The sequence below is a fragment of the Bacillus sp. AFS037270 genome, assembly GCF_002585305.1.
In genome coordinates, this window is sequence record NZ_NUNF01000021.1 from 62,487 (window position 1) to 78,611 (window position 16,125).

Genomic DNA, 16,125 nt, shown 5'->3' on the forward strand with positions numbered 1-16,125 from the left:
ATGATCGGCATTGGGGCCGAAGGGAAAGTCAGCCTGCTCCCGTTGTACGAAAAGTGGATTAATGAAAGTGAACTATTAGTAGGAGGAAAGAGACAGCTTTCCTTTTTTCCTGAATTCGCCGGCGAAAAAATCGCGATTGAAGGCGGGCTTTCTTCACTTGTCGAACGGCTGCAGTCGGAGACGAGAAACGTAGTAATTCTAGCATCTGGAGACCCGTTGTTCTATGGAATTGGAAGTTATTTATCTTCTAAAATCGATTTGGACATTTATCCTTATTTAAGTTCGATCCAGCTTGCTTTTGCCAGAATGAAAGAAAGATGGCAGGATGCTTATTTCACCAGCGTTCACGGCAGGAGTATAAAAGGGCTGGCACAGCGGGTGGATGGGAAAAAAACGGTCGCAATCTTAACCGACACAGAAAATTCCCCAAATAAAATCACTCAGTATTTGCTTTCCTTTGGCATGACTGAATATGAGGCGTTTGTGGGAGAGAACCTTGGCAGTGACAAGGAACGATGCCGCTGGTTTACCCTTGCTGAAATGAAAGATGAAGAGTTTTCAGCGCTCAATGTGGTCATTCTCAAGAAAAAAGGGGAAAGCCCACATTGGCCGATTGGCATTGACGATGCGGAGTTTATTCAGCGAAAACCGGATAAGGGCTTAATTACCAAAAAGGAAATTCGGACCCTAAGCATTAGTGCTCTAAGGTTAAAGGAAGACAGTACGGTTTGGGATATTGGCACATGCACTGGTTCTGTAGCGATTGAGGCAGCGAAAATCGCCAGGGAAGGACAAGTGTTTGCGATCGAAAAGAACGAGGGCGACCTGGAAAACTGCCGACAAAATTTAGCGAAGTTCCGTGTGGATGCAACACTCGTTCATGGGAAAGCTCCAGAGGGATTAGATACCTTCCCAGATCCAGATGCGGTTTTTATTGGCGGGACGGCAGGCGGGATGGAAGACATTTTGAATATTTGTTGCAGCCGCTTGAAAGCGCGTGGACGCATTGTCTTAAATGCCGTCACGATTGAAAATCTTTCCGAAGCGATGCGTGCGTTTAAAGAGCGGGGATATGAGACGAACATTACTCTTGCGCAAATATCCAGAAGTAAGCCCATTTTGAATCTGACAAGATTTGATGCATTAAATCCAATTTACATAATAGAAGCATGGCGCAAGGAAGGGGAGTAAACATGTTAGGTACATTATACGGCCTAGGAGTTGGCCCGGGGGATCCTGAACTTATTACCGTTAAGGCGTTTCGTAAATTAAAGGAATCACCCGTGATTGCCTATCCGAAAAAACAAAAGGGCAGCAAAAGCTATGCCCATCGAATCATTGATGTCTATTTTCAGCCGAACGAAAAAGAAATGCTCGGCCTTGTCTTTCCGATGACAAAGGATCCAGCCACATTGGAAAGAAAATGGACGGCAACAGTGGAAAATGTGTGGGCGAAGCTGCAGGAGGGAAAGGATGTCGCTTTTGTAACGGAAGGGGATCCTCTTTTATACAGCACGTTTATTCATATGATGCGTTTGATGCAGGAAAAGTATCCGCAGGTTCCGATTGAAGTCGTTCCGGGGATTTCGTCCATCAATGGTGCAGCGTCTAGGCTGGGAATTCCTTTGGCAGATGGCGATGAGCATGTGGCGATTGTACCGGCGCGGGATGACTATGAAACCATGAAAAAAGTCATCCAAGACAATGATTGTGTCATTTTTATAAAAGTAGCAAAAGTCATTGATTTAATGCTTGAAGTATTACGTGATTTAGATTTGCTTGACAAGGCTTCAGTCGTCACAAAGGTAACGTCGGATGAGGAGATTATTTGGCGGGCAGATGAGCTCGAAGGAGCGGAGCTTGAATACTTAACATTAATGGTGGTGAGAAAATGAAGCTTTATATCATTGGAGCCGGACCAGGCGATCCAGATTTAATCACGGTAAAAGGTCTTCAGCATCTTCAGGAGGCAGACGTCGTTCTTTATGCCGATTCTCTTGTGAATGAAGACTTAATTGCAAAAGCAAAACCTTCTGCCGAAATATTGAAAACCGCCGGGATGCATTTAGAAGAAATGGTTGACGTCATGGCTGACCGAATCCAGCAAGGGAAAAAGGTCGTTCGGGTCCACACGGGCGATCCGGCTGTCTATGGGGCGATTATGGAACAAATCGTCTTGTTAAAGGAAAAAGGAATCGAGGTAGAGATTGTTCCGGGTGTGAGCTCAGTGTTTGCAGCCGCCGCGGCCGCGCAAGCCGAGCTGACGATTCCTGATTTAACGCAAACCGTGATCCTGACAAGAGCTGAAGGCAGGACACCAGTGCCCGAATTTGAAAAGCTGGCGGATTTAGCAAAACATCATTGCACAATTGCGCTCTTCTTAAGTGCGACGTTAACGAAAAAGCTTGTCAAGGAATTGACCGGGGCTGGCTGGAGCATGGATACCCCTGTTGCGGTCGTTTATAAAGCCTCATGGCCGGATCAAAAAATCGTCCGGACCACACTGGAACGCTTAGACGAAGATATGAGGACGAATGGGATTCGTAAACAGGCGATGATCTTAGCCGGCTGGGCGCTAGACGAAAACATCCATGAACAAGATTATCGTTCCAAGCTGTATGACAAAACATTTACACACGGATTCCGCCGGGGGGTGGAGTCGTAATGATCGAGCTCCAAGAAGCGCAAAGGGCGGTCATTCAGCAGAAGGGTGACTATGCCGTTGTTGCGATTACAAAGCATGGGGTTGAACTGGCCCGCAAGCTGGGACGTTCGTTTCAAAATGCCGATGTGTACTATATGGCGAAGTTTGAAAAAGGAGATGAGCGGAACAAGGACATCCAGTTATTCACCGGAAGCGTTCGCCTTCTCCTGCCCTCTCTTTTTGAGGCCTATAAGGGGCTGATCATAATCATTTCCCTTGGAGCCGTGGTCCGAATGATTGCTCCTATTTTAAAGGATAAAAAAACAGATCCTGCCGTTGTGGTTATCGACGATAAGGGCGAACATGTGATCAGCGTGCTGTCAGGCCATATCGGCGGTGCCAATGAACTAACCAAAGAAGTGGCGGCCGCCCTACAGGCCCGTCCCATTATTACCACCGCTTCAGATGTACAGGAAACGATTGCGGTTGATTTGTTCGGAAAACGGTTTGGCTGGATCTGGGACTCGGCTGAAAAGCTGACGCCCGTTAGCGCTTCGGTTGTCAATGAAGAAAAAATCGCCGTGGTCCAGGAGTCAGGTGAAAAAGACTGGTGGCCATATGGCCGCCCGCTCCCGGGAAATATTCAGCCGTATTCATCGATCCAAGAAGCGCTGGCACAAAAGCCAGATGCAGCCCTAGTAGTAACCCATCGGAAATTATCCGATGACGAAACGGAGATTTTACATAATGGTGTTTTATATCGACCAAAGGTGATTGTCCTTGGAATGGGATGCAACCGCGGGACCACTGCAGTGGAAATCGAAGCAGTAATCGACGAAACGCTTGAGGAATTAGGGTTTTCGAAAAAAAGTGTCAAAGCGATTTGCACGATTGATCTAAAAAAGGATGAAGCGGGGCTGCTCGAAGTGGTGAATAAAAACCGCTGGGAGTTTATTTATTACACACCAGCTGAATTGAATGCCATTGAACTTCAGAACCCTTCTGAAACGGTTTTTAAATATACCGGTGCGTACGGTGTCAGTGAGCCGGCCGCCTTATTGTACAGCGGTGCGGAACAGTTAGTGCTAATGAAGAAGAAATCAGGTAATGTCACCATATCAGTAGCGGTGATTCCCTATTGATAGAGGAGGGAAATAGAATGTCTAGTCGCAGACTTGTGATTGCAGGAACAGGCAGTGGTGTCGGAAAAACAACTCTGACCATTGGGCTGATGTCTGCTTTAAGGAAAAAAGGTTATACCGTCCAGGGCTTTAAATGCGGCCCAGATTATATCGACCCGACTTATCATACGGCCGTCACGGGAAGAACGTCAAGAAACATTGACAGCTGGATGCTCAACCACGAGATGGTCAAAGAGATTGTCAACCGCGCAAGTGTTGGCGCGGATATTTCCATCATCGAGGGAGTAATGGGATTCTTTGATGGGAAAAATCCACTCAACAATACCGGCTCCACTGCCGAAATCAGTGTCATCACTGAAAGTCCTGTTATTTTAGTCGTAAATTGTGCCAGCATGGCCCGTAGTGCGGCGGCCATCGTCAAGGGATTTCAAACGTTTCTGGAGGAAGCCAATATTGTCGGGGTGATTGCTAACCGGGTTGGGAGTGAAGGCCATTTTAAAATCGTCCAAACCGCGATCGAGCAAGAATGCGGGATTCCCGTCCTTGGCTACTTGAAAAGAAACGAGGAACTCTCGATTCCGGAACGGCATTTAGGGTTGATACCCTCCGTTGAACGGGGAGAATTGGATCCATTTTTTGAGCAGCTTGGTGATTTAGTACTGGAAACTGTCGATGTAGATTCTTTATATGAGCTGGCGAAAGCTTCCCCGTTAAAGGTAAAAGAATCCCAGTTTAAGAGAGCGGAGCAGGCAACTGTAAAAATTGCAGTTGCACGAGATGCCGCTTTTAATTTTTACTATCAGGAAAACCTCGACATGTTAGCAGCCGCCGGAGCAGAGCTGATCGAGTTCTCTCCATTAAAGGGTGAATCCCTGCCGGAACAAGTCGATGGCTTGTATATCGGTGGCGGCTTCCCAGAGGAATTTGCCGAGGAGCTGACCAAACAGACAGATGTAAAGGACTCGATTCGATCGGCCATTGAAAAAGGACTGCCAACCTTGGCGGAATGCGGCGGGTTTATGTACTTAACCGAATCGTTGGAAACGACGGATGAAACGAATTATGAAATGGTCGGGATTATTCCCGGTAAGGTGAAAATGCAGACAAAACTAGCAGCTTTGGGATACCGGGAAATCACTGCAGAAGGAGAAAATTTCTTGTTAGCGGGAAATCTGAGTGCAAGAGGTCATGAATTTCACTACTCTACCTTTCATCCGAGAACGGATTTTGACCCGGCCTACCAAACGAAAGGAATGCGCGGTTTTAAGCAAGAGGGCTATCGGAAAGGCAATTTAATCGCAGGTTATACCCATTTTCATTTTGGCTCATGCCCCGAGCTTGTGGAAAATTGGGTGAAGAAATGTAAGGAGTTCAAAGAAAATGGCTAAAGCTCTTCCACTTATGTTTCAAGGGACTAATTCGGATGTCGGCAAAAGTGTCGTCGTGACAGCCTTTTGTCGGATATTCGCCCAGGACGGATATAAAACGGTTCCGTTTAAATCACAAAATATGGCGTTAAATTCCTATATCACCGTGGACGGAAAAGAAATCGGCAGAGCACAGGGAGTTCAGGCCGAAGCCGCAGGGATTCAGGCAACCACCGATATGAACCCGATTCTACTAAAACCGAACCGGGATAACCAATCCCAAATTGTCGTCCATGGTAAACCATATAAGAATATGGAAGCAGGAAGGTACCGCCGGGAATTCTTTCAAACGGGATTGACGCTGATTCAACAATCACTCAACACCCTGTCCCAAAATTATGAACGGATTGTCATTGAAGGGGCAGGCAGTCCGGCCGAGATTAATCTCAATGACCGGGAAATGGTCAATATGCGAGTCGCCAAAATGGCGGATGCCCCTGTAATCCTGATTGGGGATATCGAAAAAGGCGGAGTGTTTGCTAGTTTAGTAGGAACCCTTCAGTTGATGGAACCAGTGGACCGCGACCGAGTGATTGGCGTGATTATTAATAAATTCCGCGGCGATATCCGTCTGCTGGAATCCGGATTAACGTGGTTTGAGGAGTATTCAGGTAAACCTGTTCTCGGCGTGATTCCATACTTGCAGAATCTAAATATTGATGCCGAGGATTCCGTGATTTTAAATCAATATACCTCCACTCAAAATACCGAAAAAGAATTGGATATCGCGGTGATCCAGTATCCGAAAATCTCCAATTTCACCGATATCGACCCGTTTTTTGCCGAGCCGGATTGTCATGTCCGTTTTATAACGAGAGCGGATCAATTACACGACCCAGATTTAGTGATTCTCCCAGGCAGCAAAAATACAATTGAAGATTTGCTGTTTTTAAGAAAGAGCGGCATCGCTCAAAAAATAGCAGAATTACAGAAAAAGAAACACACCGTTCTTTTCGGGATCTGCGGCGGCTATCAAATGCTCGGTGATAAAATTGAGGATCCGTTGGCGATCGAGTCGCTCCATCAAGAAATCGACGGTCTTCAGTTACTGCCAATTGAAACGACCATTACGAAAGAAAAGACGACAATCCTATCAAATGGGATGTTGCATCTTTTCGGAAAAAACTTTCATGTGACAGGTTACGAGATTCATATGGGTGAAACCTTGACGACAGGAGCGTCCCAAGGGCTTATTTTTACGAATGAAAAATGGGATGGCTGTTATTCTTCAGACGAAACCATTATTGGCACTTATTTTCATGGGATATTTCATAATGATGAATTTCGCGAGGAATTGCTTAATCAGATCCGCCGCAAAAAGGGGTTGGCGCCCATCCACAACCGCCCATCTTTTAACCAATTGAGGGAAGAAGCGTTTGACCGTCTGGCAGAACATGTTAGGGAACATGTAAAACTCGAAGTCATTGAACAATTAATGAAGGATTACCAAAAAAGGGGGATCACCCAATGAATAGCGTAAAAACAGCGATCCAGCCTCTCAATAGAGAAATGGGGCAGCAAGTTCGTAAGTATATCGATACATTAACCAAGCCTCCGGGCAGTTTGGGGAGATTAGAGGAATTAGCGATTCAACTGGCGGAAATGACATCTGAAGCCTTTCCGGTTGTATCACCGCCTGGTGTAATCGTGTTTGCCGCTGATCATGGTGTGGTCGAAGAAGGGGTGTCCGCTTTCCCGCAGGAAGTAACCGTGCAAATGGTCATGAACTTTTTAAACAGCGGTGCGGCCATCAATGTCTTTAGCCGGCAAATCGGAGCCAAATTTGAAGTCGTCGATATCGGTGTGGCAGCAGATATAGAGGCAGATGGGTTTGTGAATCGGAAAATTCGCTATGGAACGAATAATTTTTGCCAGCAGGATGCCATGACAAGAGAAGAGGCCGAACAAGCCATCGCCGTTGGCTATGAACGGGCGGAACAGATGATTCAACAGAGAATCAAATGCTTAATTGTTGGTGAAATGGGGATCGGTAATACGACGCCAAGCAGTGCGATCGCAGCGGTTTTAAGCGGGCAGGACATCGGTGCCCTTGTCGGCCGAGGAACAGGGATTGCGACAGAAAAAATCCGTCATAAGCAAGAGGTCATCACACGGGCACTAAAGGAAAGAAACCCTGACCGGAAGGATCCAATCGATATCTTAGCTAAAATAGGCGGTTTGGAAATAGCCGGTATGACCGGTGCCATGCTCTCCGCCGCTCGGAACCGGATCCCGATATTGGTAGATGGATTTATTTGTACGATAGCAGCTCTTTTGGCAAGGGAAATCTGTGAGACAGCAGCCGATTATATGGTGGTCGGACATCGTTCCGTCGAGCCGGGACATGAAATTGCACTGCAGTTATTAGGCAAGAAACCACTACTTGATTTAGATTTGCGGCTTGGCGAAGGTAGCGGGGCAGCAGTGGCCTTTCCGATCTTACAATCCGCGACCTTAATGCTGAAAGAAATGGCCACCTTTGCATCAGCCGGAATTTCAAATGAGTAATGTAGGAAAGGAGCGAGAAGATGACAAATGGAAAAGTATATCTGGTTGGTGCTGGTCCAGGAGATCCTAAGCTGATCACGGTTTACGGGATGGAGTGTATCCAAGAGGCAGATGTGATTTTATATGACCGCTTAGTAAATGAGGAACTGCTGAAATATGCAAAAGCGGAGGCAGAGCTGATTTTTTGCGGCAAACAGCCAGGAAGACATCAGATCATTCAAGATCAAATTCACGAGCTGTTAATTGAAAAAGCCAGTCAGGGCAAGACGGTCACCAGATTAAAAGGAGGCGATCCCTGTATTTTCGGCCGTGTCGGTGAAGAAGCGGAAATTCTCGCTGAACATGGGATCCGCTATGAAATGGTGCCCGGGATTACAGCTGGTATTGCAGCGCCTGCTTATGCCGGAATTCCGGTGACCCACCGCGATTATGCTTCCTCCTTCGCGATCGTCACAGGCCACAGCCGAGCGGAAAAGGATGAGGATCAATTAAATTGGCCAGCCCTCGCTCAAGGAATCGATACGATTGCCTTTTATATGGGGATAGGGAATTTACCCTATATTGTTTCAAGATTAATCGAGAACGGAAAAAGCCCTGATACGAAAGCCGCCATTATCCAATGGGGGACCACAGCCAAGCAGAAGACGGTGACCGGAAGTTTAAAAGATATCGAAGTCCGGGTCCTTGAAGCAGGGATTACTCATCCAGCGATTGTTCTCGTGGGCGATGTGGTCGGTCTGCGCGAGAAATTACGCTGGTTTCAAGAAGCAGAGGAAAAACAAATAGTTGGAATAGGGAGGGACTAAGATGTCGATTATAGCGGAAATCAAAAATCGAAGAGCAATACGTGATTATGCAGCTCGAGAGGTCGAAGACGAAAAGATTCACAGCTTATTAGAAGCAGCAACATGGGCACCAAATGACCGGATGCGGGAACCATGGAGCTTTTATGTCATTAAAGGCGAAGCTAAAAAACGCTATGAGGCGTTGGCCTATGACTATTTACAGGAACGCTTTCCAACCAAACCAAATTTAATCGAAAGCTCCTTAAAAGTGCTAAAAACCACACCGGTTCATATTGTCGTTACAGCCGACATCGTTCCAGGGGATGAAGAGGCCTCTGCCGATAATGAATATGCTGTATGCTGCGCAATCCATTCGATGTGGCTAGCCGCCAAAGAATTGGGATTAGGCCTGGTCTGGCGGACAAGGGGCGTCGGACTTGTTCGTGACCAACGAATGGTTGAGTTTATTGGATCACCGGAAAACAAGAAAATTATCGGAAATTTGTTTATCGGTTATCCCGATCCAGAAGTATTAAAAAAGGCAAAAGTGCCGGCTCGGACATCCTTTGAAGAAAAAACAGTCTGGCTGTAACGAGGAGTGAAGCAGATGGAAGAGGTAACAGAAAACAAAGCAAAGCGCGGTCTTACATTAGTTTATACCGGTGATGGAAAAGGGAAAACGACGGCAGCCCTTGGGCTCGCTGTCCGTGCCGCCGGCCGAGGAAAACGGGTGCTCATGATTCAATATATCAAATCGCCTGATCGAACGTATGGAGAAAAAATTACGTTTGAGAAACTGGGGATTGAAATCGTGCAGACAGGAGTCGGCTTTACGTGGACGAAAACACCGGAGGAACATCGGGGAGCCCTAAAAACAGCGTGGGCGCTTACGAAAGAGATGGTACTGTTTGGCGGCTATGATGTTGTCATTTTAGATGAACTGAATAATGCACTCGCGATTGATAAATTTCCGATTGATGATGTCCTTCCGTTGACAGAAGTATTGGAGTTGATTCAGCAGCGCCCTAAGGGGATGCATCTGGTCATCACCGGACGGTCAGCCAAAGAGGAGATCATCGAATGCGCGGATTTAGTAACCGAAATGAGGCCCGTTAAGCACTATTATAATGAAGGAATTCCTGCCGTGAAGGGAATTGAGTTTTAATGGTCTACATTGAAAAATTTGGACATGGCGGCGATTTACTGACGGCCAGGCAACTGTTTGGGAAAGATTCAACGCAGCTGTTAGATTTCAGTGCGAATATCAATCCACTTGGCCCTCCACCTAATCTAATCGAGTTGATCAAGGAGCAGCTGGAGTCAATCGTTCATTATCCAGATCCTGCCCAGCGTGTCCTCAAACAAAAGCTGGCAGAAAAGCACTCCGTTTCACCAGAACAGATTTTGATTGGAAATGGGGCAGCAGAGTGTATCGCCCTTTCGATTTTAGGCTTGCAGCCTAAAACGGTGGGTGTCATCTATCCTTGCTTTTCGGAATATGAACAGCTTGCTAGAGCTTATGGGGCAAACATCAAACCATTGGTTGGCAGGGAAGAAAATGATTTTAAGCCGGATCGATTGGAAATTCTTCAATTGATAGCGAAAACCGATCTTGTATTTGTTGGACATCCCAACAATCCCACTGGTGTCGCGTATTCAAAGGCAGAACTTGTCGAGATGGCAGAACAGGCAGTGAAGACGAATACATATTTGTTAATAGACGAGGCATTTATTGATTTTCTACCAATCGAAACACAGATCACGCTGCTTGAGGATTTGCAACGGTGGAAACAGGTAATCCTGGTTCGCTCGATGACAAAATTCTATGCGATCCCTGGTCTCAGGCTGGGGTATATGGTGGCCGATCCAAACCTGATTTTAAACCTGCAGGTGAAACAAGTAACTTGGAGTGTCAACCAAATGGCCCTAATGGCTGGTGAAGCGGTCCTGAACGAAAAGGAATACGAGGAAGCAACGATCGCCCTGATTCAGGAGCAAAGAAGTTATGTCAAACGCGCGATTGAAGAGAAGTTAGGGTGGCAGGTTTTTCCGGGACAAGCGAATTTTCTGTTAGTAAGGATAACAGCTGACATCACGGCGGCTGATTTACAGTGGCGCATGGGTCATAAAGGAATCTTAATACGCTCCTGTGCCATTTACCCGGGGTTAACGGATCAGGATTTTCGGATTGCGATTCGAACCGAGAAAGAAAATCAATGTTTGATCCAAGCCTTAATCGAAGTAAGTAAAGAGGGGAATCCATCATGACCTTAACCTATGTCACAGGAGGAATTCGCTCCGGAAAGAGTGAATTTGCGGAAAGGTTGGCTTCCAGTCAAGCAGGCCGAGTCCTTTATGTCGCGTTTGGTGTTGAAACCGATCAAGAAATGGAAAAAAGAATTGATATCCATAAGAAGCGGCGCCCGAGTGAATGGGGCGTTTTAGAAGAGCCCAATAAACTCAACTCTGTTCAAACCGTCTATCAAGACTATGATGTCATTTTAGTTGATTGTATTTCTTCGTGGCTGGCCAATCAGTGCATGTGGTTAACAGAGCAGGAACTGAAGGAAGACAACAAGAAAACCAGTTTGATAGAAGAAGTGGAACTCTGGCTTAAAGGGATACAAGAAAATCAACAGCATGTGATTATCGTTTCGAATGAGGTCGGTCTGGGCGGGGTCGCATTATCGTCGTTGGGGCGATTTTTTCAGGATGTCCTTGGAAAAATCAATCAATTAATTGCAGCCGAAGCAGATGAAGCTTACGCCGTCTTTTCCGGTCTGCCATTGAGGTTGAAATAATGAAGGCGTTCCTAGCAGCCCTGATGTTCCTCACGCGCATCCCCGCGCCGAAGATTGAGGTTTCAAAAACCGATTGGAAAAAAAGCCCCGTTTATTTTCCGTTGATTGGATTGTTGATTGGCGGCTTGTTATGGCTGGCTATGTTCGGATTCGGAAAGTTGTTTCTGGCTCCTGTCAGTGCATTTTTAATTGTTCTTTTCTGGATATGGATCACAGGTGGTTTACATATCGATGGCTGGATGGATTTAGCGGATGGATTGGGCAGCAATCGAAGCCGTGAGCAAATGCTCGAAATCATGAAGGATAGCCGCGTGGGTGCAATGGGTGTGATTGCCGCGATCTGCCTAATCGCAGGGAAAATCGTTGCAGTGTATGAAGTAGTTGAACTTCATGAGCCGCTGATTCTTGTTTTAAGTCCATGGATGGCTCGATTTTTGCTGATTTGTGCGATCAAATTCTGGCCGTATCGAAATGAATCAGGACTAGGATCCGGTCTATCAGCCTTTTTATCTTATCCTGTGATTTTGATCCATCTGGTTTTGATTTTAGTGATTAGCTATTGGGTAATAGGACTAAACGGGATTGTACTCTTATTCATGACGAGCCTTCTGACCTTCCTGTTTATTTTCAACATTTACCGGAAATTAAACATGCTGACAGGGGATTGCTACGGTGCGATTGTGGAATGGAGCGAATGTGTCTCTCTATTTCTGGCTTTGGCGATTGGGAGGCTGATGGGATGAGAATCATTTTAGTCAGGCACGGGGAAACCGATGAAAATGCAGCTAGACGTTATCTTGGACATTTTGATGCAGCATTAAATCAACAAGGACGGAAGCAGCTAAAGGGCTTGAGTGAGATTTTAAAAAGAACGGAAACTCAACCGATTTCTGCTATCTATTCTAGTGATCTATCAAGAGCCGTCGAAAGTGCTCAGATGATTGGAAATGAGTTTCAGCTAAGACCAAAACCCATATTTGCCCTAAGAGAATTACATTTTGGTGATTTTGACTGCAAGACCTATGAAGAAATTAGGCAGGAAGATCCAGAAAGGCTCGAGAAGTGGATCCTCAATCCCTATATGGTCGCTCCTCCTAACGGAGAGACACTGCTGCAGTTGGGGAAAAGGGTCGATGATTGGTTGGAGGCCATATTAACCACTGAACAACCAACTGGAACGATTGTCATCGTCAGTCATGGAGGGCCAATTCGATGGTTTCTAAGTAAATGGGTAAAAGGGGATCCAAACGAATTTTGGAACGTCGAAGGACTCGGACACGGAAAAGCCATGTTGATGGATTGGAATGAACAAAAAAGAATATTTACGATAGGAAAAAAGCTAGAAGAGTGAGGAGAAAAAGGTGCAGCCATTTCGCATTCAGAATCAGATCACATCGAGAATATGGCCTGAATTAAGGATGGTTAAAAAAGAGGATCATCTCTTATTTCATTTCCCACGCCGATTGGCCGCCTTCAGCAGTGCCGTTCATGGCGGGGGCTACCAACAGGTCAGCCATTTTGTCAATTGGCAGGTACCATTGGATTATGCCTCCAATGACCCCATTTTACTAATGAAACAAAAAATTACCGAATGGGAATATCCGTTGGAACAGACCGCAGGCTTACAAACAGCGGCTAAAATTCATTGTGCTTCCATCCAAGAGGAACATGGCGATGAATTTCGGATCGTCTGCTGTGTGACAGCAGGAGTAGGAAATCGTGAAAGGGCAGGAAGAAAGAGAAAGACGTATTCCGCGTACCAATGCGGGACCATTAATACCTTTCTGTTTATTGATGGAAGACTGACAGAGGCGGCCATGATTAACGGGATTATCACAGCGACGGAAGCAAAGGCCGCAGCGATGCAAGATTTACAGATAAAAGTCGATTCCGGTGAGTTTGCCACAGGAACGACCACCGATTCGGTTGTCTTGGCAGCCAGTCAAGCCGAACATTTTCCTACCCATCTTTTTGCCGGTACCGCCACCACCATTGGAAATACAATTGGCTGCCTTGTTTATGAGGCCACATGTGAAGCCGTAAGGAATCAGGAGGGCTGAGAATTTGATGTTAGTTCATGCCATTTATATTGTTTTTGCTTATCTTATTGATCGAATCATCGGTGACCCTCGCTCACTGCCTCATCCGGTTGTCATCATCGGGAAGTCTATTAGTCTACTGGAAAAAGCGATTCGTTCTTTCATCGTAAAGGAAAGGTATTTGAAATTGGCAGGACTCTTATTTCCAATTTTGATTGCTGGAGGCAGTTATTTAATCGTTGCGTTGCTGCTTTACGGCCTCAATCAGCTGAATCACGTTCTTGCTGTCCTTGCGGAAATCTGGTTAATTTCAACGACCATTGCGACAAAAGGATTGGCTGATGCAGGGTTGGAAGTATACCGTCATTTGAAAAATCAGGATGTAAGGGCTGCACGAAAAAGTCTCGGAATGATTGTCGGAAGAGATACAGAAAACCTTGAGGAAAGTGAAATTTCGCGGGGGGCTGTGGAAACCGTGGCGGAAAACATTGTCGATGCCATCATTTCACCGTTATGCTTTGCCTTGATCGGGGGTGCCCCGCTTGCAATGTTGTACCGGGCGGTTAATACGTTAGATTCGATGGTTGGATATAAGAATGACAAATATCAAAACTTAGGCTGGGCCTCGGCCCGACTAGATGATCTATTAAACTATCTGCCTGCACGGTTAACGGTTGGAATGATGCTGCTCGCTTCTTGGATAAAGCGACTGGATATAGAGGGGGCATGGAAAATGATGAAACGGGATGCCAGGCTTCACCCGAGTCCAAATAGCGGTTATCCTGAAGCAACCATTGCAGGAGCGCTTCAAATTCAATTGGGGGGAACGAATTATTATTTCGGTATGCCTTCTGAGCGGGCAAAGATGGGCGAACCGCTGCGGTATATTGAAGCAAATGATATATTCCGAACCGTAACGATCATGAAAACTACCTCAACTATCTGTGTGATTTTATTTATAGTCATTTCGATATTATGGGAATGGATTTAAAGTAGCTGGAAATAGAGCATGCATATTTATCTTTTTATATAGGAGTTAATTTGGGGGGATGTGGAAAATAATCCAATTTGGTTGAAAAATGAGCCAATCGTTGCCCAAAATGAGCCAAAGTTTCCGGAATTTGAGCCAATCCCCGCCCAAAATGAGCCAATGTCCCCGGAAAATGAGCCAATCCGAATATAAAGCCTTGGGAGACTAATTATATGAAACTAGGAAAAGGTAGCTGCAATGGCACATTTGGAGAATTGGTCCAAGGAATCATCGCAGAGCGTCCGTTTTTAATTACCCTGCCCATCCCGAGTTTACGAAGTGAGGCTACGTTTGTCCCAGAACCGGCCGTTTCTGGAATTAGAGTCGTAGATTCCAAGATGAAAGCGAAGAAAGCGGGAGAATCGTTACTCCAACTTTTTGGGATAAGGGGAGGCGGGTATCTCGAAATACACTCCAATATCCCAGCCGGTAAGGGGCTGGCCAGCAGTTCGGCAGACATGGTGGCAGCAGTAAGAGCGATTGCTGACAGCTATAGTCTTCCGCTCACAAATGAAGTGATCTCGATGATTGCCGTAAAAGTCGAGCCGACCGATGGGGTGATGTATGAGGAGGCAGTGGCCTATGACTATATCCACGGTCAGCTGATCGAAAGCTTTGGGGCCTTACCCCCATTCATCCTCGTTGGAATCGATCTCGGTGGGGCAGTTAATACCATTGAATTCAATCAAATTCCTAAAGAATATAGCCGGGAAGATCAAGAACAATTTATCCTAGCCTATAATCTGGTTAAAAAAGGGTTTAACGAAAAAAATTTATCTTATATTGGTCAGGCAGCAACCATCAGTGCACGGGTGAATCAAAAAATATTGCCAAAACATATTTTTCCACAATTAGATAAGCTGGCACATCGTTTTCAGGGTGGAATGGTTGTCGCCCACAGTGGAACCGTCGCGGGGATTTTACTAGATGGGAATATTCCAAATCGCGCTGAGGTTATTTCACACTTATTAAGGAAAATGTCGTTTCTTTTTAAGGGCCTCCCAATAAAGTTATTTCATTATGGGAGTACAGAAAAGATTTTAGTTTAATTGAACCGCAAATGTATAAGAAAAACGATCAAAGGAGGGTATCACATGTTTAGTCAAGAGGAACAAGAGGCGGTTTACAATGTCATTTATAAACGGAGAGATGTCCGAAGCTTTCTTCCTGATCCGGTTAGTCCTGAGGTCATTCAGCGTGTCCTGGAAGCGGCCCATCATGCGCCATCCGTAGGATTTATGCAGCCGTGGAATTTTATTCTTATCACTTCTGCTGAAATAAAGGAGCGGCTCGCCTGGGCGGCAGAAAAGGAACGTAGGGCATTAGCGATTCACTATGAGGATGAACGAAAAACGAAATTTTTAGAATTAAAAGTCGAGGGCATTAAACAGGCACCGCTAACCATTTGTGTGACCTGTGACTCGACCCGTGGGGGATCTCATGTATTAGGAAGAAATTCGATCCCGGAAACCGATATTTTGTCTGTCGCCTGTGCGATCCAAAACATGTGGCTTGCGACCTGTGCGGAAGGATTAGCGATGGGATGGGTTAGTTTTTATAAGAAAAATGATGTTAGAGATATCCTGCAGATTCCGCTTCATATTGATCCAATTGCTCTAATTTCAATCGGGCACACCAATGAATATCCTTCCGCCCCCATCCTAGAGCAAGCAAATTGGGAAAAAAGGCGATCGCTTCAAAATTTAATATTTTATGAAGAATGGGGAAATCCAGAATAGCTTTCTATTT

General features: G+C 45.8%; 19 protein-coding genes. All 19 read left to right on the top strand.

All coding sequences use genetic code 11. The annotated features are described in order from the left end of the window. Genes cbiE through bluB form a run of 19 tightly spaced genes read left to right on the top strand, consistent with a single transcriptional unit; the run spans window position 1 to window position 16,115 of the window. Window positions 1-1,191 (top strand): precorrin-6y C5,15-methyltransferase (decarboxylating) subunit CbiE, encoded by a 1,191-nt coding sequence (gene cbiE / locus COD92_RS11630; protein WP_098527979.1) that lies wholly within the window; start codon window positions 1-3, stop codon window positions 1,189-1,191. 2 nt (window positions 1,192-1,193) lie between these two features. Beyond that, complete coding sequence (gene cobI, locus COD92_RS11635; protein WP_098996336.1) at window positions 1,194-1,895, top strand: precorrin-2 C(20)-methyltransferase; 702 nt, start codon at window positions 1,194-1,196, stop codon at window positions 1,893-1,895. Further along, window positions 1,892-2,665: a precorrin-4 C(11)-methyltransferase gene (cobM, locus tag COD92_RS11640; protein ID WP_098527934.1), complete on the top strand. Its 774-nt coding sequence runs from the start codon at window positions 1,892-1,894 to the stop codon at window positions 2,663-2,665. The genes cobI and cobM overlap by 4 nt, the downstream gene beginning before the upstream one ends. Then, window positions 2,665-3,786 (top strand): cobalt-precorrin 5A hydrolase, encoded by a 1,122-nt coding sequence (locus COD92_RS11645; protein WP_098527935.1) that lies wholly within the window; start codon window positions 2,665-2,667, stop codon window positions 3,784-3,786. Before cobM ends, COD92_RS11645 begins: the two co-directional genes overlap by 1 nt. Before the next feature lie 17 nt (window positions 3,787-3,803). Next, window positions 3,804-5,174, top strand: coding sequence for a cobyrinic acid a,c-diamide synthase CobB (locus COD92_RS11650; protein WP_098527936.1), 1,371 nt, complete (start codon window positions 3,804-3,806; stop codon window positions 5,172-5,174). Then, window positions 5,167-6,684, top strand: a complete 1,518-nt coding sequence (locus COD92_RS11655; RefSeq protein ID WP_098527937.1) for a cobyric acid synthase — start codon at window positions 5,167-5,169, stop codon at window positions 6,682-6,684. The genes COD92_RS11650 and COD92_RS11655 overlap by 8 nt, the downstream gene beginning before the upstream one ends. Next, complete coding sequence (gene cobT / locus COD92_RS11660; RefSeq protein ID WP_098527938.1) at window positions 6,681-7,721, top strand: nicotinate-nucleotide--dimethylbenzimidazole phosphoribosyltransferase; 1,041 nt, start codon at window positions 6,681-6,683, stop codon at window positions 7,719-7,721. The genes COD92_RS11655 and cobT overlap by 4 nt, the downstream gene beginning before the upstream one ends. A 20-nt stretch (window positions 7,722-7,741) precedes the next feature. Beyond that, window positions 7,742-8,527: a uroporphyrinogen-III C-methyltransferase gene (gene cobA, locus COD92_RS11665; RefSeq protein ID WP_098527939.1), complete on the top strand. Its 786-nt coding sequence runs from the start codon at window positions 7,742-7,744 to the stop codon at window positions 8,525-8,527. Between the two features lies 1 nt (window position 8,528). Further along, the gene (locus tag COD92_RS11670; protein WP_098527940.1) at window positions 8,529-9,098 is read left to right on the top strand and encodes a nitroreductase family protein; all 570 of its coding nucleotides are present in this window, start codon (window positions 8,529-8,531) and stop codon (window positions 9,096-9,098) included. Window positions 9,099-9,113: 15 nt separating this feature from the next. Next, a complete protein-coding gene (cobO, locus tag COD92_RS11675; RefSeq protein ID WP_098527941.1) occupies window positions 9,114-9,671 on the top strand; it encodes a cob(I)yrinic acid a,c-diamide adenosyltransferase in 558 nt (185 codons plus the stop codon). Beyond that, entirely contained in the window at window positions 9,671-10,774 is a 1,104-nt protein-coding gene (cobD, locus tag COD92_RS11680) for a threonine-phosphate decarboxylase CobD (protein WP_098527942.1), read from the top strand. Before cobO ends, cobD begins: the two co-directional genes overlap by 1 nt. Further along, window positions 10,771-11,307 (top strand): bifunctional adenosylcobinamide kinase/adenosylcobinamide-phosphate guanylyltransferase, encoded by a 537-nt coding sequence (gene cobU, locus COD92_RS11685; RefSeq protein WP_098527943.1) that lies wholly within the window; start codon window positions 10,771-10,773, stop codon window positions 11,305-11,307. Before cobD ends, cobU begins: the two co-directional genes overlap by 4 nt. Further along, window positions 11,307-12,050: an adenosylcobinamide-GDP ribazoletransferase gene (gene cobS, locus COD92_RS11690; RefSeq protein ID WP_098527944.1), complete on the top strand. Its 744-nt coding sequence runs from the start codon at window positions 11,307-11,309 to the stop codon at window positions 12,048-12,050. The genes cobU and cobS overlap by 1 nt, the downstream gene beginning before the upstream one ends. Further along, a complete protein-coding gene (locus tag COD92_RS11695) occupies window positions 12,047-12,658 on the top strand; it encodes a histidine phosphatase family protein (RefSeq protein WP_176541067.1) in 612 nt (203 codons plus the stop codon). Before cobS ends, COD92_RS11695 begins: the two co-directional genes overlap by 4 nt. Before the next feature lie 10 nt (window positions 12,659-12,668). After that, window positions 12,669-13,367, top strand: a complete 699-nt coding sequence (locus COD92_RS11700; protein ID WP_098527946.1) for an adenosylcobinamide amidohydrolase — start codon at window positions 12,669-12,671, stop codon at window positions 13,365-13,367. A gap of 7 nt (window positions 13,368-13,374) precedes the next feature. Then, window positions 13,375-14,337, top strand: coding sequence for an adenosylcobinamide-phosphate synthase CbiB (cbiB, locus tag COD92_RS11705; protein ID WP_098527980.1), 963 nt, complete (start codon window positions 13,375-13,377; stop codon window positions 14,335-14,337). A 60-nt stretch (window positions 14,338-14,397) separates the two neighbouring features. Next, entirely contained in the window at window positions 14,398-14,529 is a 132-nt protein-coding gene (locus COD92_RS32785) for a hypothetical protein (RefSeq protein WP_255286541.1), read from the top strand. A 20-nt stretch (window positions 14,530-14,549) separates the two neighbouring features. Beyond that, window positions 14,550-15,425 (top strand): GHMP family kinase ATP-binding protein, encoded by an 876-nt coding sequence (locus tag COD92_RS11710; RefSeq protein ID WP_098527947.1) that lies wholly within the window; start codon window positions 14,550-14,552, stop codon window positions 15,423-15,425. Window positions 15,426-15,470: 45 nt separating this feature from the next. Further along, window positions 15,471-16,115 (top strand): 5,6-dimethylbenzimidazole synthase, encoded by a 645-nt coding sequence (gene bluB, locus COD92_RS11715; RefSeq protein WP_098527948.1) that lies wholly within the window; start codon window positions 15,471-15,473, stop codon window positions 16,113-16,115. Window positions 16,116-16,125 lie beyond the last annotated feature (10 nt).